This window comes from Dysosmobacter sp. Marseille-Q4140 (genome assembly GCA_018228705.1).
Lineage (GTDB): Bacteria > Bacillota > Clostridia > Oscillospirales > Oscillospiraceae > Oscillibacter.
Window position 1 is genome coordinate 1,691,583 of record CP073694.1, and the last position, 16,412, is coordinate 1,707,994.

Sequence of the window (16,412 nt, forward strand, 5' to 3'; positions counted from 1 at the left end):
ATGAAGATTTTCGAGACGGTAGAACAGAACCTGAAGGCGCGGGGCTACTGCGTCAAGACCTTCGCCACCGCCGAAGAGGCGGCGGCGTATCTGGACAGTGAGATCGACGGCAAGACCGTGGGCTTCGGCGGCTCCGTGACGTTGGACGCCATGGGCCTGTATGACCTGCTCAGCCGCCACAACACCGTGGCCTGGCACTGGAAGTCCGACGACCCCAACGCCGCCCGGAAAAGCGCCCAGGCGGCCCAGATCTACCTTGCCTCCGCCAACGGCCTGGCGGAGACCGGCGAGATCCTCAACATCGACGGCGCCGGCAACCGGGTGGCCTCCACCCTCTTCGGCCACGAGAAGGTCTACTTCGTCATCGGCCGCAACAAACTGGCCCCCACCTGTGAGGAGGCACTGTGGCGGGCCCGGAACATCGCCGGGCCCCAGAACGCCCGGCGGCTGGGAAAAAAGACCCCCTGCGCCGTCAAGGGCGACCGCTGCTATGACTGCAAGAGCCCGGACCGCATCTGCCGGGGACTGGTGACGCTGTGGGGTCCCATGATGGGCATGGAGGCGGAAGTGATCCTGGTGGACCAGGACCTGGGCATGTAATTCCTATCCCCGCCGCCGGCGGGGCATCTGAGCGGAGAGGAGGCGCCGCCGTGACCGGACGCCGGATGATCCCCTTTGTCCTGAGCCTGTGCCTGCTGACCGGGTGCAGTTCCCTGCTGGAGCGGGAGTACCACACGGCAGAGCCCCACTCCAGCAAATTCTGGGAGAGCGAGGCCGCCGGTACGCTGCGGGCCGAGAACTACCAGGACATCGTCAACGACCTGCTGATCCTCATCGGCCAGCACACCGAGAGCGCCACCGTCCGGCTGTACAACTACCGCGATGAGATCACCGTGGCGGACACGCTGGAGATGGCCGCGGCGGAGATCCAGCAGGAGACGCCCCTGGGGGCCTACGCCGTGGAGTACATCGCCACCACCGCCCAGGCCCAGCGGGGCTATCACGAGATTTCCATTCAGATCGGCTACCGCCGCACCGCCGAGCAGATCCAGGCGGTGGTGAACGCCACCAGCATCGAGGCGCTGTACGCCCTGCTGGACAGCGCCCTGACCGAAGGGCGGACAGAGCTGGCGGTGCGCATCGGCTACTGGAGCGAGGACGGCCAGGAGCGTGTGAGTTCCATCGCAGAGCAGCTGCGCCAGGACCGGGGCCTGACGGAAGCCCCTCCCTGGACCATCTCCTACTATCCGGCCCAGGGCCCGGTGGGCCTGGTGGAATTCGTGATGGTGCCGGATGAAGGCGAGGCGGATATTCCCTCCCAGTCCACCTCTGGAGCCGATGCCGACGGCGCGGACACTCCGGAGCCCGATGCCGGGGCAAACCCCGGCGCGTAATCCGCCCGGGCTGAAATTTTTGCAGATATCCGGCGGAGCCTCTGGCTCCGCCGGTCCCGCCTCCGGGCGGGGAAAAGGAGGAATCATCCATGAGACAAGTCGCACTGGTCACCGGGGCTTCCCGGGGCATCGGCCGGGCCGTGGCGATGGAACTGGGCCGGGCAGGCTACGCCGTGTGCGTCAACTATCTGAACAGCGAGGATGCCGCCCGGCAGGCAGCGGAGGCCCTGCGGGCCGGGGGCAGCGACGCCATTGCCCTCCGGGCGGACGTGGCCGACGGCGCCGCCGTAGCGGAGATGGTCCGCCGGACGGAAAAGGAGCTGGGCCCGGTGACGCTGCTGGTCAACAACGCCGGCGTGGCCGGACAGGCCCAGTTCCAGGACATCACCGACGAAATGTGGAACCGCTATCTGGCGGTGAATCTAGGCGGCGCCCGGAACACCATCCGTGCGGTGCTGCCCCATATGCTCTCAGAGAAGCGGGGCGCCATCGTCAACATCTCCTCCATCTGGGGCCTCCGGGGCGCCAGCTGCGAGGTGGCCTATGCCTGCACCAAGGCGGCCATCATCGCCCTGACCCGGTCGCTGGCCATGGAGCTGGCCCCCTCGGGCATCCGGGTCAACTGCGTGGCCCCCGGGGTCATCGACACGGATATGGTCCAGGTCCTGGGCCAGGAGACTCTGCGGGACCTGGCGGAGCAGACTCCCCTGGGCCGCCTGGGGCGGCCGGAGGACATCGCCCACGCCGTGGCCTTCCTGGCCTCGGACAAGGCCTCCTTCATCACCGGCCAGGTGCTGGGGGCCGACGGCGGCTTTATCGTGTGAGCGGACAGTGAAAGAGGAAGGGGAAACCGGATCGGTTTCCCCTTCCTCTTTTTTGCGGATTCACAGCCCGAAGTGGATCACGAACCGGCCCCGGCCTCCTCCAGCAGGCCCCCCAGCGTGGCCCACACCTCAGACGCGTCCAGGGCGGCCAGGACCGCCGGGATGGACGCCGGCGGGATCAGGGTGATGCCGCAGTCATCCAGCCCCTTCCCCGGCAGGTCCAGAGAGTGCCGGCAGACAGGCACCTCCCGCAGCTTTTCCGCAAGAGGCTCCACCCACTGGTCGTCCACCGCCACGCAGCCATACCGCTCCGGCTCATAGGTGTCATACCGCTCTCCGGACGCCGGAGAGCGGGGCAGGATGCCGAACGCGTGCACCGCCATGCCAGCGTTCCTTTCAGCCTCTGCCCGGCAGGGCCGGCGCGTGGCAGATCACCCGGCCGAAGCAGGCCAGGCCCCGGCCGCTGGCGGCGGTCAGCACCACGTCGGCGTCGGCGCGGGCCCGGTTCAGGGAGAACAGATACACCGTCCCCGCCGGGTCCTTGTAGTACTGCTTGCACAAAATGTCCCCGTCCACCCAGAAGATACCCACGTCTCCCGCGGCCAAGGGATCCCGATTCACATATGCCACGGAACCGTCGGCGATCCAGGGCTCCATGGAATCGCCCTGAATGCGCACGGCAAACTCCGCCCCCTGGGGCACCTCCTCCGTGACGGGAATATAGTCAAAGTCCTCCCCGAACACCGGCGCGGCATAGCCGGCGGCGGCGGGGCTGCGGTACAGGGGGATCACCCGGGCCTCCCGGTCCGGCTTTCCCCGCTCCAGATCGTCCCGGTAGTCGCACAGAGCCCGCGTCACGGAGCGTACCGTCTCCCGCCCCAGGGCAGTCAGGCTCCGGTACTGCTCCAGCAGCGCCCGCTCCCCCTGGGAGAGCACCTGTCCCCCGGCACGGAAGCTGTCCCGGAACAGATCGTTGGGCTCGGTCTCCAGGCAGTCAAACAGCCGCAGCAGGATGTCCTCCTTTGGAAAGCTGCCGCCCAGTTCGTAATTGCTGACGGCGGAGGGCGAGACGCCCAGCCGCTGTGCCAGCTGCGGCCGGCTCAGCCCCAGCTGCTCCCGCCGCTCCCGGATGCGGTCCCCAAGACGCACAGTAACACGCCCCTTTCGCTGTTTTCTTCAGCATACCGGATTCTTTGGCCTTTGTCAACGATTATTTACATGAAACTTGTAAATTTACCCTTGACATTACAAGTATCTTGTGTTACGCTATGCTTGTTCACAAGAATCCTGTAATTTTTTATGCGTGCCACAAGTTTCTTCCCACCCGCAGGCATAAAAAAGCACCCGCATTTGCAGGCGCTTTTTGGTGGGGGAAGGTGGATTCGAACCACCGAAGTCAGTGACAACAGATTTACAGTCTGCCCCATTTGACCGCTCTGGAATTCCCCCATATTCAATTTGGAGCTGGTGGACGGATTCGAACCCCCGACCTGCTGATTACAAATCAGCTGCTCTACCAGCTGAGCTACACCAGCAGTTCCAACAGCAGGATTTATATTACCAGATGGAACCCGTTTTGTCAACAAGAATTTGCGGCTTTTTCCGGATTTTTTCCGGAAGCGCCTTTCCGCCTGAAACCGGCGGAGAAAGGAGGGCTCTCTTGCGCAATCCCCTGCGCCGCCGTCCGCGGCGGTGCCTTCTGTGTTCCCTGTGCGGCGGGGAGATCACCGAGGGCGAGAGTTATTGGTATCTCAACGGCGCCAGCGTCTGCGAGCGATGCTTCTGCGACTTTGCCAGAGGCGAGCTGGCGCCCTACCGGCAGATCCGGGGAAGGGAGGCGGAACTGTGACACTGACGGAAATGTCCCTATCGTACGCCCAGAGCGCCGAGGCCATTGGCCTCCGGATTGCGGAGCTGCGGCTGGCCGCGGCGGCCGCGGACACGGACACGGCCAGGCAGCTGCGGCTGCGGATCGAGGAGCTGCTGCCGCTGCTGCGGGAGATGCGGGAGCTGACGGTGCTGACCGCCCGGTATTACGACAGGAGCTATCACAAACATGAGAGATACACGCTTTGACACCCGCAGCAGCGAGTGGATCGGGGATCTGACCGTCTGGAAGCGGCAGAACGACCCCGACAATGCCGAACAGCTGGAGCGGCTGCGGCGAAACCTGCGCCGGGCCCGGGAGCAGGAGCTGACCCCTCGGCAGCAGCAGGTGCTGGCCCTGTACTACGACCGGGGCCTCACCATTCCCCAGATCGCCGGGCGGCTGGGGGTGAACCGCTCCACGGTCTCCCGGACGCTGCGCCGGGCCCGGGAGCGGCTGTACCGGCACCTGCGGTACGGACTTTGATTTTCCCCTTGCGGTTTTCCCCGGGACCCCGTATAATCGAAAGGAGACGGGCATCCTACATATCGAACCTGATCATAGGGGAGGACGTACCATGCTGTACAACACTCTGCACAACCGCTGGCTGCGGCTGGTGGCCTGCGTGGTGGGCGAACTGATCTCCGCCGCGGCGCTGAACATCTTTATTGTGCCGCTGAACCTCTACACCGGCGGCCTGCTGGGCTTTTGCCAGGTGGTGCGCACCCTGATGCAGACCTACCTGCACATCAGCTTCGGTGCCTACGACGTGGCCGGCATTTTCTACTTCCTGCTGAATATCCCCATCCTGCTGCTGGCTTACAGGACCCTGGGCCGACACCTGGTTCTCAAGACCCTGGTGTGTACCGTGTCCTACTCGCTCTTTTACAGCATCATCCCCATCCCCTCCTCTCCCATTGTCAGCGACTATCTCACCGCGTGCCTCCTGGGCGGCATTCTGGTGGGCATCGGCAGCGGCATCGTGCTGACCTGCGGCGGCAGCGGCGGCGGACTGGACGTGGTGGGCCTGTGCCTGAGCAAGCGTGGCAGCAGCTTTACCGTGGGCAAGTTCTCCATCGGCTTCAATGCCGTGCTGTACACCTCCTGCCTGATCCTGTTCAGCCCGGAGGTAGCCATCTACTCCGTCATCTACAACTTCTTCACCGCCCTGGTGCTGGACCGGGTCCACCAGCAGAACGTCAGCGTTCAGGCCCTGATCTTTACCCGGGGAGACGAAAAGGCCCTGGCCAGCTTCGTCATGGAAAAGCTGGGCCGCGGCGTCACCTTCTGGACCGGCGTAGGCGCTTACACCGGCGAGAACGTCCACGTGCTGTGCGTGTGCCTTTCCAAGTACGAGATTGAGGAACTGCTCCACACGGTCCACAGCATCGATCCCCACGCCTTCATCACCGCCCAGGAGGGCACCCGGATCTACGGCAACTTCCTCCGGCGGCTTTCGTCCTGACCTGCCCAAAGCGGCGGAGCAATTGGCTCCGCCGCTTTTTTGACGCCCATTTGAAACCCGCCTCCCGTTTTTTTCGTCTATCCAGGCAGAAGGCCCGCCACATCCGATCGCAAAAAGGAGGCGCTTTATGAAACGATACCTCTGCCTGGCTCTGCTGCCCCTGGCTCTGCTGGCTGGCTGCGCCGGACCGGCGCCGGAGGTCCTGACCGAACCCCCGGCCCTGACGGTCCGCTGCGGCGAGACAGCGGTGGAGGCCCTCCGGGGCACAACCTCCTGGTATTACGACAACGGCGACGGTACCCAGACGGCTTTTGAAGCCGACAGCCTCCATCCCATGGACGAGGCCGCCCGGGACCTGACGCCCCGGCTGATCCCGCCGGACGGCAGCGAGGCCCCGGCGGCCTCCCTGGAGTGGGACACACCCCCGGACACGGTAACGGTCCGCCGCTGGAGCGACACCCTCTGGGGCGATACCGGCGCGCCCGCAGAGGAGGTGGCCGTAGAGGATGGGATCATCACCCTGTCGGAGGGAGGCTGCGTCTACGAGGTGGCGGCGCTCTGGTCCTCACCGGAGCACTGGGGCGGCACCGCTTCTTACAGCTTCCACGCCGGCCCGGCGAAATAGAGCGGCAAAAAACGCGCGCAGGCGACGCCTGCGCGCGTTTTGCATGCGGGGGACGCAATCTCTCTCACCGCCGGGAGCGGGATGCCCGGGCGGCCCGTCTGCGGGCCTTGTACTCCGCCCGGCGGGCCAGGACAACCGCGCACCGGTCGAAGAGCTTCTCCAGGGCCATCTGGATGGGCACCACCAGCAGGGCCAGGGCCACCAGCACCAGCCAGGCGGCAAAGCTCAGGGCCGACATGGCGAACACGCCGCCGTAGAATACAATGGCGATGAACATTCCCACGCCCATGAGCACCAGCAGCGCCATCCGTTTCCAGTCCAGGGGCCGGGCGGCGTAGTAGATCACCATGAGGCCGTTGATGGCCATGAGGACCACGCAGATGGTGGACAGCTCGTCCAGGGTCAGGTCGAAGGTGTAGACGAACAGCTCCGCGAAGAGGATCACGAAGATGGCGGTCAGGCCTCCCGGGAAGGCCCGGCGGAACACGTTGTGGAGGAACTTCCCCTTCACCAGGTCGTGGTTGGGCTCCAGAGCCAGGAAAAAGGAGGGTACGCCGATGGTCAGCGTAGAGATCAGCGTCAGCTGGATGGGCACGAAGGGATAGGGGAAGGCGGCGAACAGCGTGATGATGGCCAGGAAGAAGGACAGGATGTTCTTCACCAGGTACAGCGCCGAGGCCCGCTGGATGTTGTTGATGACCCGGCGGCCCTCCGCCACCACCTTGGGCATGGCGGCAAAGTCGCTGTCCAGCAGCACCAGCTGTGCCACCTGACAGGCAGCGTCGGCGCCGGAGGCCATGGCCACGCCGCAGTCGGCGTCCTTCAGCGCCAGCACATCGTTGACGCCGTCGCCGGTCATTGCCACGGTGCGGCCCTGGCTCTGAAGGGCCCGGACGATCTTACGCTTCTGATTGGGCACTACCCGGCCGAACACCGTGTACTGCCGGACAGCCTTGGCGATGTCCTGGTCGGTTTTCAGCTCCCGGGCGTCCACCCACTGTTCGGCTCCCTCGATGCCGGCCTGGGCCGCCACGGCGGAGACGGTCACCGGGTTGTCGCCGGAGATCACCTTCACCGCCACGCCCTGGCTGTGGAAGTAGGAGAACACCTTGGGCGCGGAGGTGCGGATGGGGTTCTCCAGCACCAGCAATGCCATGGGCAGAATCAAGCCGTGGAGCTTCCCCGGCTCGGCCCCGTCGCACTGTGCCAGCAGCAGCACCCGGCAGCCCTTCCGGGCGTACTCCTGGGTCTGCTTTTCCAGGGGGCCGAAGTCCCCCCGCAGCACATACTCCGGCGCGCCGATCACATAGGCGCCCCGGTTCGGGAAGTTAACGGCGCTCCACTTGGTGGCGGAGGAGAAGGGCACCGCCTCCCGGTGGGGCCAGGCGGGACCGTAGGAATACCGCTGGGCGATGGCCTTGGCGGTGTCGTTGTCCGGCTCCAGCACCCGGTAGAAGGCGCCCAGGGTGTCGGCGATGTCCGCCTCGGAGTAGGCCTCCGGGTCCAGGGGCACCACCTCCCGCAGCACCATCTCCGGGCTGGTGATGGTGCCGGTCTTGTCCACACACAGCACGTCCACCCGGGCCAGGGTCTCGATGGCGCTCATCTCGTGGATCAGCGTCCGGTTCCGGGCCAGGCGCACCACGCTGACCGCCAGCGCCACGGAGGTCAGCAGGAACAGCCCCTCCGGGATCATGCCGATCAGCGCCGCCACCGTGGACACCACGGACTGCCGCAGGCCCAGGTCCTGGGCGGCGTACTGGTTATAGAACAGCGCGGCGCCGATGGGGATCAGCAGCACGCCGATGAACCGGATCACCCGGTCCAACGACCGGACCATCTCCCCCTTGCCGGGGCCGGCGTCCTTCTTGGCCGCCAGGGTCAGCCGGGAGGCGTAGGAGTCCGCGCCCACCTGCTCCATCCGGGCCCGGCACTTGCCGGAGATGACGAAGCTGCCGGAGAGCAGCTGGTCGCCCTTCTTCTTCATAATGGCGTCAGCCTCGCCGGTGATGAGGGACTCGTTCACCTGAACCTGGCCGGTGAGGACCGGTCCATCCGCCGGGATCTGGCATCCGGCGGTCAGCTCCACCACGTCCTCCCGCACCAGAGCGGAGGTGGGCAGTTCTTTCACCGCGCCGTCCCGGACCGTGCGCACCTTGGCCGCCGCCAGCAGTGTCAGCCGCTCAATGGTCCGCTTGCTGCGCAGCTGCTGGACGATGCCGATGCCGGCGTTGGCGGCCACGATCACCAGGAAGGTCATGTCCTTCCAGTCGCCTACCAATGCCAGGCACACCGCCAGCACCGCGAAGATCAGGTTGAAATAGGTGAGGATGTTCTCCCGGATGATCTGCTTGTCAGACTTGGTGGGAGACTCCACGGGGCGGTTGTCCCATCCGGCCTCCGCCAGGGCCCTGGCCTGGGCGGAGGTAAGCCCCTTCTCGGCCGAGGGCTGCAGGAGGGGCATCTCCTGTCTGTCCGGGACGGTCTGCGCCTCCGGCGCCGCTTTTCGCCGCAGCTTCACGGGATCTCCCTCCTTTCGACAAAATATTGAACATCATTATACCAATTCTTCCCGGAATTGTACAGAGACAGCCCGTAAACTTTGTGAAAATTCACGCGTTCTTCCGCGGTTTTCCCGGCAGGCCCGCTGTCCCAATGGCTCAAGGCTACACAGCTCATGCAGCCGGAAGGCATTGAGCTTTTAAATTTCAGCAGCAAAAAAGCCTCATCCTTTCGGATGAGGCTTTTGGAGCGGGCAACGAGGCTCGAACTCGCTACCTCCACCTTGGCAAGGTGGCGCTCTACCAGATGAGCTATGCCCGCGAGAACAAGACGTATTGTAACAAAGGATCGCCGCCTTGTCAAGCCTTCCAAATCATTTTTTTGCATTGTTTTTGAAAAAAATTCAAAAAGTTTTTTCTGTAATCTCTTGACAGAGCCCTGCAACTATGGTATTCTAATCGTTGCCGACAGCTGCCGGTGTGGTGGAATTGGTAGACACAGGGGACTTAAAATCCCCCGGTAGCGATACTGTACCGGTTCGAGTCCGGTCACCGGCACCACAAAACGAAATATCGCGGGATAGAGCAGTTGGTAGCTCGTCGGGCTCATAACCCGGAGGTCGGAGGTTCAAGTCCTCCTCCCGCAACCAGAAAAGACACCTGATTCCACAAGAATCAGGTGTCTTTTATTACTTTTCTGCCATTTTTAAAAATGAGGCGTGTCGAGAAATTCAACTTTAATTCAACTCGCCTCTCAAATTCAAGCCTTTTTCAAAAAGATGCTGGACAGAATGTCGGCGTTGCGCTGGTCGGCCTCCTCCATCACATGGGCGTAAATGTTGGCCGTGGTGCTGACCTGGGCGTGTCCCAGCCGTTTGGAAATGCTCACAGAGTCCACCCCATTAAAATACAGCATGGAGGCCATTGTATGCCGAAAGGCATGGGCGTTGATGTGCGGGAGTCCGTGGCGCTTGCTGAACTTTTTGAGATAGTCGGTCACGCTGTCCGGGTGTATGGGCTTGCCGTTGTCCTGTGAAAATACAAAGTCCTGATTCTGGTAATACTCCCCCAACCGCAGCCGCTCCTCTGCTTGCCAGGCCCGATATTGGCGGAGCAGCTGCATGGTCTCCACAGGCAGAGTGATGTACCGCCGGGATCGTTCCGTTTTAGGCGTACTCTCATAGATGCCAATATCCGGGGAGTAAAGGATGCTGTTGCAAATATAGATCCTGTTCCCTTCAAAGTCCACCTTGTCCCATTTCAGCCCCAGCACTTCCCCACGCCGTGCGCCGGTAATAAGCAGCAGGTGGACAAGCATTTTCCACTTTATGGATTCCTGCTCCAATGCGTCCCGGATCGCCGCCACCTGTTCCGGCTGGAAGTAATTCACTTCCTTATGTTCTGCTTTCGGCAGTGTGGCACGGCTGGCGACGTTGAACGGGACAAGGCCCTCCTTCACCGCCTGCTCCAGCACTGTGGAGATCAGCCTGTGATGCTCCAGGATGGTTTTTGCAGAGAGGGAACGGGTGCTTTCCTCCACTTTGAAAGCGTTCACGCCCAGGGTGTTAGAAATGGCCTCCGCCGCCTCTTTGCTGACCTGTTCACCTTTCACGGCGGAGTAAACGGCGCGGAGCGGAACACCCGCCCGCTGGGATAGCTCCGAGCGAGTGAGTTTCTTTTCCTTTAGCAGTGCTGCAAGATCCACTTTTGCTGTGGCCCTGCTGTTTCCTTTTCCTGCTCCCGGTTTGGCAAGTTGGGTATATAAATCATTCAGGTGGTCGGCCCGCAGTTCCCGCAGCTTGATATGTCCTATCTGCGGATAAATCCGGCCTGTCAGCTCCTTGTATCTCACGATGGTGGAGTGCTTTGCACCACGCTGTTCTTTTAATCCAATTACATAATCACAGTAAGCGGCGAACTTTTGGCGGCTGTCAGAGGTAACGCCCTCCCTGCATTCTTTCTCAAAGGTCGCGGCGAAAGCCTCGGCCTTTTTTCTTGCGCTCTTTTCTGTCCAGGTGGGAGACACCTCAAAAGTGGCCGTCCAGGGTTTCAATTGCTTACCGTCCATTCCCCGGCCACGATGTACCCGGATGGAATAGGAAACCAACTTCCCGGACTTGTCCCGGCGCTCTTGAATGTTAGCCATTGTCAGCCCCCCTCTGTATCTTTGGGTAAGCGAAACGGCTGGGCAACGCGGCTTTTGCCTTGCTCAACAGTCTTTTGAACAAGGTAAGATGCGTAGTTTTCCATTTCACTTACCAAGTTTCTGAACTCACCAATGGTTATACAAGATACGACCAAGTCGCCCTCCATAGTACCATAGAAATCTTCCTCCAGTTTAACTCCTGGTATCTCACTACTTTTTGACAGGTACTTAAAATTGTAACCGCTATTTTCGAATATATATTGCATAAAATCATATCGAATTTTCGCGCTATTGTGAGTTTTTTTTACTTTAGCAATCATTTCATCTTTGCCTGACGGATAATCGCTTTCTCCCATAAGCCAATAAGGACTGACACCAGGGATAGCCTTAGCAATATCGCAAGCCACTTTATAACTTAAAGCCGTTTTCCTATTTGCTATGCGTGATAGTGTATTTTGCGATATACCAGTCTCCTGTGAGAGCCAAAATTGCGTGACATCATGTTCAATATACAACTGTTTCAACCGTTCTGCGCTTTTAGGGTTAATTTTCTGCTTTGTTTTGGCCATATTCACACTCCTTTTGAATTGAATTAAAAGTTAAATAGTACTGTACATTTTATGAATTTTACATTATGATAATACCATAGGGCGAGACGATGTGCAAGCCCCAAAATACGAAAGGAGCGTAAACAAAATGGTACAAACAAACATTCCTCAGTTTATGACTATCAGGGAAACTGCTGCAACCGGTATTTTGTCAGAACACCACCTCCGCCTTATGGCAAAGCGGAATGAACTCCCCGGAATTTATGCCGGGACACGGTTCAAGGTCAACTATCCCCTTTTGGTCGAAAAACTCAACCGAGACAGCATGGAGGTGAAAGCAGAGTGAACACAAAAAGAAAAGCCCGCCCTGCTGGTAGCGCAGCAGGACAGGCAAAGGTGGGAACTGCTTTGACGGGCAAGATCCCTTGTAATGATTTTACCACTTCTGTTACCAGGAAACAAGGGCTGATTGAATCGCTGTTGCTCCAGGGTGAAGCAAACGCCATTCCATCCAGTGACCTTGTCAGCATGACCGGAGTTAAGTCTGTCCGTGAATTGCAACTAATTATTGCGCAGGAACGGGAGGCTGGAGCGTTGATTCTGTCCACTTGTCGAGGAGGTGGTGGTTACTTCCTACCATCTGACGGAGAAATGGGAAAGCGTGAGATCGCCGCCTTTGTGGCGACGTTGAGAGCAAGAGCATTGAATACCCTTCGGGCGCTGAAAACAGCACGAGAGGCCCTTGATGGGCTGGAGGGGCAAGTTGCCCTGGACGACTTGGAAGGGGTGTAATCGTACATGAGCCGCCGGAAACAACCCTACCAGAAAAAGGCGTTTGAAAGCACCGGCGCAAGCTCGGACACCTCCGCCAATGTTTATATGAGCATGTTGTTATCACCCGCATGGAAAGACCTGACGGCCAACCAGCAGCGACTTTATCTTGTCTGCAAGGCTCAATATTACGCCGAAAAGCAAATGTAATGATGCCCTCTGAAAGCTGCGGTTTCGTTCCCGACAAAGACTGCTGCAGCAGACAGTTCCCCTCTTCATCAATAAAATTATAGAGAGGGCCTTCCACCCGTGAAGGATCCTTGCTGATAAGCGCTACAGATGCAAGCCCTTCTTCGAAGTCATCAATGTCCACCGCATCTTCAACAAATACCACTTTTTCCTCGTCTTTGTCAAAAAATCCGACGTCGTTTCCATCCACAATGCGTATCTGTCCGCCGCTGGTCTGATACACTTGTCCGTATTTCGGTTCAATGACCCACTGCTGCTCTTGATTCAAAAGTCCCATATTCCCATTTGCATCCGACGCACAGCGATATCCGTTGTACGCAGGTAACAGTCCAAATGGTCCCGAATTCACAAATGCCTCCGGAGAAGGCGGCGGGATCGGTGACCCATCCGCTCTGATGCGATAGGCTTCTGAATTTTCTCTTTCCTTCACGGAGGGAAAAAAGGTATCAAACATGGTACGGTTGTCATTGACAATTTCTGCGGAGAAGAAGGTCTTCCCAAATACATTCTTGCTGCATCGGTCAATGAAAGAGAAATTGCCGTCTGCATCTTCAACGACGGCAATACCGTGAGAGAAATCCGACGCATAGATGTACTGCGGCTCGATTTCAAAAGTCGCCGGTTCGATTTGATCGGACGGCTCCGCCGCGCAGGATGGCAGAAACAGCGTCAGGATGACACAAAGCAACAGTCCCATACACTCCCCCCTCGATTTTGTGCCGCAGGGGCGTTTTTCTGCCCCTGCGGCATCGTGCTTGTTGGGAATTTCACAGCTCAGAACGAGATCTTAACGAACTTTTTCAGTCTGGTCCACGTCAAATGGGAGGCAGTCCCCTGAGCAAGCCTGCGCAGAGCAAAAGTGAAATCAAAGCTCTATGAAAAGCCTGCTTGCGTACATTCGTTTTCTTGTTAATGCGTTCCTCCTGCTGGCGCATTTTGCCTGCCCCTCAAATTTTTCCGAGCGGATGCAATTTCAAGTTCCTGCTGGAAACCGGGCCCGCTTCCAGAAAAGCAGCAGGACTTCTCTCAAACGACCAATCGCACAAATTCGAGTATGGATCACACAGCAGCTATGTCGCAAATTGGATTGAATTGTATAGTTGGAAGCCATGAACAAAGTCATTTTTCTTCCGCAAAAATAATGAAACTATAGGCCATTGCAGCTCTCTGCAAGTCATTCCGCATCAGCAAGATCATCCTCTCTTTTTGCACAGCAACGGCAGTCCCGTTCCAACTGTTCAAGCGTATTTTCCCTGCATCGTATAGAACCGCTCCAGGGGCCCCCAGTACAGAGGGCCAACGAGAGGCTGGTCATCCTGGCTGGAAAGCCGGTAAGCCAGTTCCATATCCGACTGGTCCCGTGTATCGTTGCTGAAAAGTGCGAGAGGAAAGGTCTCTCCGTCTGTGAAAAAGACATTGAACTCATACACAACGGAACCGCCCATGCCGATTTCTCCTTTCAATACGCACTTCCGCTCATTTCCCGCATACCGAAAGGAATTCACCAAATCGATAAGTATCTGGATGTCCTCCTTCTCCGTCACGGAGACGGTACTGCAATCAAACACCTGGTCAGCGCTGTACAGGTCGATCCGGGACACCGATCCCGCGTCAAAGTCCAACACATCGATGGCGCCACCGCCCCAGCCCCAGATCCAGAAGCCCAGGGACAGCGCCACGACCATCGCAGCGCAAATGACCCATACCTTTTTGGGGGATCTTCCGCATTCTGATCAGCCTCCTCTTCCGGCAATGCACCTAACCGATCAGGCAAAAACGGCGTCCCCCTGACCACGGGATTTTAAAAGCTGTCCTGCGTATTTACATTTGGGAAAGGCACCCATTCTATTTGTATTTTACGGGAGAGGAGCGAAAATGTCTACCAGTAGGGCGAAATCATTGTTTTCGCCTGCGGCGGTATTCGTGCCACAGTTACGCATAATTCTATGCAATCACAGTCTCCGGTCTCTCCGAGCAGTGACCCAGATTAGGCCCCATACAGGACACGGGCGCGGTTTTCCCGCGCCCGTGTCCCCTTCTTTTCTTTTGATTTTTTGCCGTTCTTAGATGGCCCCGGCCAGCACCTGCCTCAGCCGTCCTGTCCCTACTGACGCACAAGACTGCGGTGCAGTGCTCAAAAGCACTATTCCTGGCTCCGGGAAAAGGATCCAATGGAATTGAAAATCTCAGATAACTGGGATGGCGAAAGGATCTTAATATGTCGATAACCCAAGGAAATGATCTTTTCCTTTGCAAATCCGTTCAAAATGCGATTCGCAGAAATACGGTTGATACCGGTTATAGCGGCTATCTGCTCGTGCGTGTAAGGGATAACAGGACCGGACCGTTTGTAATGTGCATAGAGAAGATAGGCCACTCGTTTGCTGCTCTCCCTAAAATGAGAACAAAGAATATATTCATGAAGCAGGATAATGCGGCTGAGCATATGAGAAAACATATTTTGAAAAGCCGGCATATCCGGCTTTACAAACTGAAAAAACTTTTCCGAGGAAAGCGCGTAAAAGCTAACAGGAGTGATTGCCTGCGCATCCTGGATAATCACGGAGTTTGGAATCAGCGACTCCAAATATATGATATTGTTTTCCGACACATAAAACAGGGTGATATCCTCCCCGTCATAGCCTGTGCAAAAAGCTCGAACGGTTCCCTGCGTGATATACCAGAGCTCATTGGCAGGGCTCCCGCGTTCCAGCAAATATGAGTTTTTTTCCAGGAATCGTTTGGATCCATATGACAGGAAAATGTTTTTAAAAAAGAGGCTGTTATTCTCCGGCGACTCTCCCATACAGTTCTTCTCCTTTCGTTTTTACTTGATTATAAATAGTATTTTTATGTAGTTTTGAATAAAATTATACAAATCAAAATAAAAAAACATGATAGATTAGACAAGAAATCGGCAGTGCAGCTTTTGCAATTGCCCGAAAACACACCATGAACGGAGGATACTTATGAAAAAGCTCTTAGCAATGATGTTGGCTTGCATCACAGCGCTTTCGCTCACTGCTTGCGGCGGCAATTCCAACGATGCCGGAAGCGCCGGAGACTCCGGGGATACCTCGGCCAGCGGGGAAGTCATTACGCTGAAGGCCGGCATGAGCGGCAACGAAACCTCTCCTACGTATATCGCTCTTTCCGAGTTTAAGCGGCTGGTGGAGGAGCGCACCGATGGGCGGTATGTCATCGAAATCTACACCAACGACCAGCTCTCCTCCGGCGACCAGATGAAGGCCGTTGAGATGGGCATGAACAATACCATCGACATCGAAATGCACGCCGGCTCCCTGTGGGGAACCTATGTGCCTCAGATGCAGGTAGTCAGCACGCCCTTCCTCTTCTCCAGCTATGAGGATGCCGACAAGCTGGTCCTGGATCCTGAGAGCGAAGGCTATCAGCTGATCGAAGGCTGGCTGGCCGAAAAGGGCGTCCACACCCTGGGCATTCTGGAGCAGGGCTTCCGGCAGCTGTCCAACTCCAAGAAGGAGGTCGTGACCCCCGAGGATATCAAGGGCATGAAGTTCCGCGTGCCTCAGACCGCCATCCTGATCGATGCATTTGACGCGATGGGCGCCAGCGCCTCCCCCATGAGCTTCTCCGAGGTGTATACCGCTCTGCAGCAGGGCACCATTGACGGCCAGGAGAACCCGCTCAGCGCCATGGTGACCGGCAAGTTCGAGGAAGTGCAGAAATACGTCACGATGTGGAATTACTCCTATGATATCTTTGTGCTCAACGCCAGCGGAAAGGTTTGGGACAGCCTGAGCGACGAGGACAAGGCGATCTTTGACGAGTGCGGCAAGGAGGCCTGCGCGGCCGAGGTGGTCGCCTCCCGCGAAGCCGACGACGGCTTCAGAAAGACCGTTGAGGACGCCGGCGTACAGATCACGGATCTGACTGCCGAGCAGCAGGCGGCCTTTAAGGAGGCCTGCGCGCCCGTGTACGAAAAATATAAGGATGTCATTGGCGAAGATGTCTACGCCGCCTTTGGCTACGAGTTTAGCTGA

The 16,412-nt window shown here is 58.4% G+C and carries 18 protein-coding genes and 5 tRNA genes; 12 read left to right on the forward strand and 11 right to left on the reverse strand.

Annotated elements, in window-relative coordinates; translation table 11 throughout:
• From KFE19_08575 to fabG, 3 genes are all read left to right on the forward strand, one after another.
• Entirely contained in the window at positions 1 to 600 is a 600-nt protein-coding gene (locus KFE19_08575; protein QUO36499.1) for a lactate utilization protein, read from the forward strand.
• A 50-nt stretch (positions 601 to 650) separates the two neighbouring features.
• Positions 651 to 1,394, forward strand: coding sequence for a hypothetical protein (locus KFE19_08580; protein ID QUO36500.1), 744 nt, complete (start codon positions 651 to 653; stop codon positions 1,392 to 1,394).
• A gap of 89 nt (positions 1,395 to 1,483) precedes the next feature.
• On the forward strand, positions 1,484 to 2,218 hold the full coding sequence (gene fabG / locus KFE19_08585; protein ID QUO36501.1) for a 3-oxoacyl-ACP reductase FabG: 735 nt from the start codon (positions 1,484 to 1,486) through the stop codon (positions 2,216 to 2,218).
• A 77-nt stretch (positions 2,219 to 2,295) separates the two neighbouring features.
• On the opposite strand, the gene KFE19_08590 is transcribed toward fabG, so the two are convergent.
• The 4 genes from KFE19_08590 to KFE19_08605 form a co-directional block, all read right to left on the reverse strand.
• Positions 2,296 to 2,601 carry a hypothetical protein gene (locus KFE19_08590; GenBank protein ID QUO36502.1) on the reverse strand — a complete coding sequence of 102 codons (306 nt, stop codon included), beginning with the start codon at positions 2,599 to 2,601 and terminating at the stop codon, positions 2,296 to 2,298.
• Between the two features lie 13 nt (positions 2,602 to 2,614).
• Positions 2,615 to 3,367, reverse strand: a complete 753-nt coding sequence (locus KFE19_08595) for a LexA family transcriptional regulator (protein QUO36503.1) — start codon at positions 3,365 to 3,367, stop codon at positions 2,615 to 2,617.
• A gap of 215 nt (positions 3,368 to 3,582) precedes the next feature.
• Positions 3,583 to 3,667 (reverse strand) — tRNA-Tyr (locus KFE19_08600).
• 10 nt (positions 3,668 to 3,677) lie between these two features.
• Positions 3,678 to 3,753: transfer RNA gene (locus KFE19_08605), tRNA-Thr, on the reverse strand.
• A gap of 125 nt (positions 3,754 to 3,878) precedes the next feature.
• Here KFE19_08605 and KFE19_08610 point away from each other — a divergent pair.
• The 5 genes from KFE19_08610 (at position 3,879) to KFE19_08630 (ending at position 6,175) form a co-directional block, all read left to right on the forward strand.
• Positions 3,879 to 4,067 carry a hypothetical protein gene (locus KFE19_08610; protein QUO36504.1) on the forward strand — a complete coding sequence of 63 codons (189 nt, stop codon included), beginning with the start codon at positions 3,879 to 3,881 and terminating at the stop codon, positions 4,065 to 4,067.
• On the forward strand, positions 4,064 to 4,294 hold the full coding sequence (locus tag KFE19_08615) for a hypothetical protein (protein ID QUO36505.1): 231 nt from the start codon (positions 4,064 to 4,066) through the stop codon (positions 4,292 to 4,294). The genes KFE19_08610 and KFE19_08615 overlap by 4 nt, the downstream gene beginning before the upstream one ends.
• Entirely contained in the window at positions 4,275 to 4,571 is a 297-nt protein-coding gene (locus KFE19_08620) for a sigma-70 family RNA polymerase sigma factor (GenBank protein QUO36506.1), read from the forward strand. The genes KFE19_08615 and KFE19_08620 overlap by 20 nt, the downstream gene beginning before the upstream one ends.
• A 91-nt stretch (positions 4,572 to 4,662) precedes the next feature.
• Positions 4,663 to 5,550 carry a YitT family protein gene (locus KFE19_08625; protein ID QUO36507.1) on the forward strand — a complete coding sequence of 296 codons (888 nt, stop codon included), beginning with the start codon at positions 4,663 to 4,665 and terminating at the stop codon, positions 5,548 to 5,550.
• Positions 5,551 to 5,677: 127 nt separating this feature from the next.
• Complete coding sequence (locus KFE19_08630) at positions 5,678 to 6,175, forward strand: hypothetical protein (protein QUO36508.1); 498 nt, start codon at positions 5,678 to 5,680, stop codon at positions 6,173 to 6,175.
• Positions 6,176 to 6,239: 64 nt separating this feature from the next.
• On the opposite strand, the gene KFE19_08635 is transcribed toward KFE19_08630, so the two are convergent.
• The gene (locus KFE19_08635; protein ID QUO39575.1) at positions 6,240 to 8,639 is read right to left on the reverse strand and encodes a cation-translocating P-type ATPase; all 2,400 of its coding nucleotides are present in this window, start codon (positions 8,637 to 8,639) and stop codon (positions 6,240 to 6,242) included.
• Between the two features lie 283 nt (positions 8,640 to 8,922).
• Positions 8,923 to 8,998, reverse strand: a tRNA-Gly gene (locus tag KFE19_08640).
• Positions 8,999 to 9,150: 152 nt separating this feature from the next.
• On the opposite strand from KFE19_08640, the gene KFE19_08645 reads away from it, so the two are divergent.
• Together KFE19_08645 and KFE19_08650 are read left to right on the forward strand one after the other, a co-directional pair.
• A tRNA-Leu gene (locus tag KFE19_08645) sits at positions 9,151 to 9,237 on the forward strand.
• A 13-nt stretch (positions 9,238 to 9,250) separates the two neighbouring features.
• Positions 9,251 to 9,326 (forward strand) — tRNA-Met (locus KFE19_08650).
• Between the two features lie 110 nt (positions 9,327 to 9,436).
• On the opposite strand, the gene KFE19_08655 is transcribed toward KFE19_08650, so the two are convergent.
• Together KFE19_08655 and KFE19_08660 are read right to left on the reverse strand one after the other, a co-directional pair.
• On the reverse strand, positions 9,437 to 10,783 hold the full coding sequence (locus tag KFE19_08655; protein ID QUO36509.1) for a tyrosine-type recombinase/integrase: 1,347 nt from the start codon (positions 10,781 to 10,783) through the stop codon (positions 9,437 to 9,439).
• A 41-nt stretch (positions 10,784 to 10,824) separates the two neighbouring features.
• Positions 10,825 to 11,391 (reverse strand): helix-turn-helix transcriptional regulator, encoded by a 567-nt coding sequence (locus KFE19_08660; GenBank protein ID QUO36510.1) that lies wholly within the window; start codon positions 11,389 to 11,391, stop codon positions 10,825 to 10,827.
• 127 nt (positions 11,392 to 11,518) lie between these two features.
• Between KFE19_08660 and KFE19_08665 the strand changes: the two genes are divergently transcribed.
• On the forward strand, positions 11,519 to 11,716 hold the full coding sequence (locus KFE19_08665; GenBank protein ID QUO36511.1) for a hypothetical protein: 198 nt from the start codon (positions 11,519 to 11,521) through the stop codon (positions 11,714 to 11,716).
• 219 nt (positions 11,717 to 11,935) lie between these two features.
• On the opposite strand, the gene KFE19_08670 is transcribed toward KFE19_08665, so the two are convergent.
• The 3 genes from KFE19_08670 to KFE19_08680 form a co-directional block, all read right to left on the reverse strand.
• On the reverse strand, positions 11,936 to 13,087 hold the full coding sequence (locus tag KFE19_08670; GenBank protein QUO36512.1) for a hypothetical protein: 1,152 nt from the start codon (positions 13,085 to 13,087) through the stop codon (positions 11,936 to 11,938).
• A 541-nt stretch (positions 13,088 to 13,628) separates the two neighbouring features.
• Positions 13,629 to 14,075, reverse strand: a complete 447-nt coding sequence (locus KFE19_08675) for a hypothetical protein (protein ID QUO36513.1) — start codon at positions 14,073 to 14,075, stop codon at positions 13,629 to 13,631.
• 458 nt (positions 14,076 to 14,533) lie between these two features.
• Positions 14,534 to 15,196, reverse strand: coding sequence for a Crp/Fnr family transcriptional regulator (locus KFE19_08680; GenBank protein QUO36514.1), 663 nt, complete (start codon positions 15,194 to 15,196; stop codon positions 14,534 to 14,536).
• A gap of 163 nt (positions 15,197 to 15,359) precedes the next feature.
• On the opposite strand from KFE19_08680, the gene KFE19_08685 reads away from it, so the two are divergent.
• Positions 15,360 to 16,412: a DctP family TRAP transporter solute-binding subunit gene (locus tag KFE19_08685; protein ID QUO36515.1), complete on the forward strand. Its 1,053-nt coding sequence runs from the start codon at positions 15,360 to 15,362 to the stop codon at positions 16,410 to 16,412.

What these genes read in the sequence shown, in the direction of transcription:
- KFE19_08685 (QUO36515.1), top strand. Translation starts at nt 15,360, where the DNA reads ATGAAAAAGCTCTTAGCAATGATGTTGGCTTGCATCACAGCGCTTTCG.
- KFE19_08625 (QUO36507.1), top strand. Translation starts at nt 4,663, where the DNA reads ATGCTGTACAACACTCTGCACAACCGCTGGCTGCGGCTGGTGGCCTGC.
- KFE19_08620 (QUO36506.1), top strand. Translation starts at nt 4,275, where the DNA reads ATGAGAGATACACGCTTTGACACCCGCAGCAGCGAGTGGATCGGGGAT.
- KFE19_08660 (QUO36510.1), bottom strand. Translation starts at nt 11,391, where the DNA reads ATGGCCAAAACAAAGCAGAAAATTAACCCTAAAAGCGCAGAACGGTTG.
- KFE19_08630 (QUO36508.1), top strand. Translation starts at nt 5,678, where the DNA reads ATGAAACGATACCTCTGCCTGGCTCTGCTGCCCCTGGCTCTGCTGGCT.
- KFE19_08670 (QUO36512.1), bottom strand. Translation starts at nt 13,087, where the DNA reads ATGGGACTGTTGCTTTGTGTCATCCTGACGCTGTTTCTGCCATCCTGC.
- KFE19_08665 (QUO36511.1), top strand. Translation starts at nt 11,519, where the DNA reads ATGGTACAAACAAACATTCCTCAGTTTATGACTATCAGGGAAACTGCT.
- KFE19_08635 (QUO39575.1), bottom strand. Translation starts at nt 8,639, where the DNA reads ATGCCCCTCCTGCAGCCCTCGGCCGAGAAGGGGCTTACCTCCGCCCAG.
- KFE19_08590 (QUO36502.1), bottom strand. Translation starts at nt 2,601, where the DNA reads ATGGCGGTGCACGCGTTCGGCATCCTGCCCCGCTCTCCGGCGTCCGGA.
- KFE19_08675 (QUO36513.1), bottom strand. Translation starts at nt 14,075, where the DNA reads ATGGTCGTGGCGCTGTCCCTGGGCTTCTGGATCTGGGGCTGGGGCGGT.
- KFE19_08575 (QUO36499.1), top strand. Translation starts at nt 1, where the DNA reads ATGAAGATTTTCGAGACGGTAGAACAGAACCTGAAGGCGCGGGGCTAC.
- fabG (QUO36501.1), top strand. Translation starts at nt 1,484, where the DNA reads ATGAGACAAGTCGCACTGGTCACCGGGGCTTCCCGGGGCATCGGCCGG.
- KFE19_08680 (QUO36514.1), bottom strand. Translation starts at nt 15,196, where the DNA reads ATGGGAGAGTCGCCGGAGAATAACAGCCTCTTTTTTAAAAACATTTTC.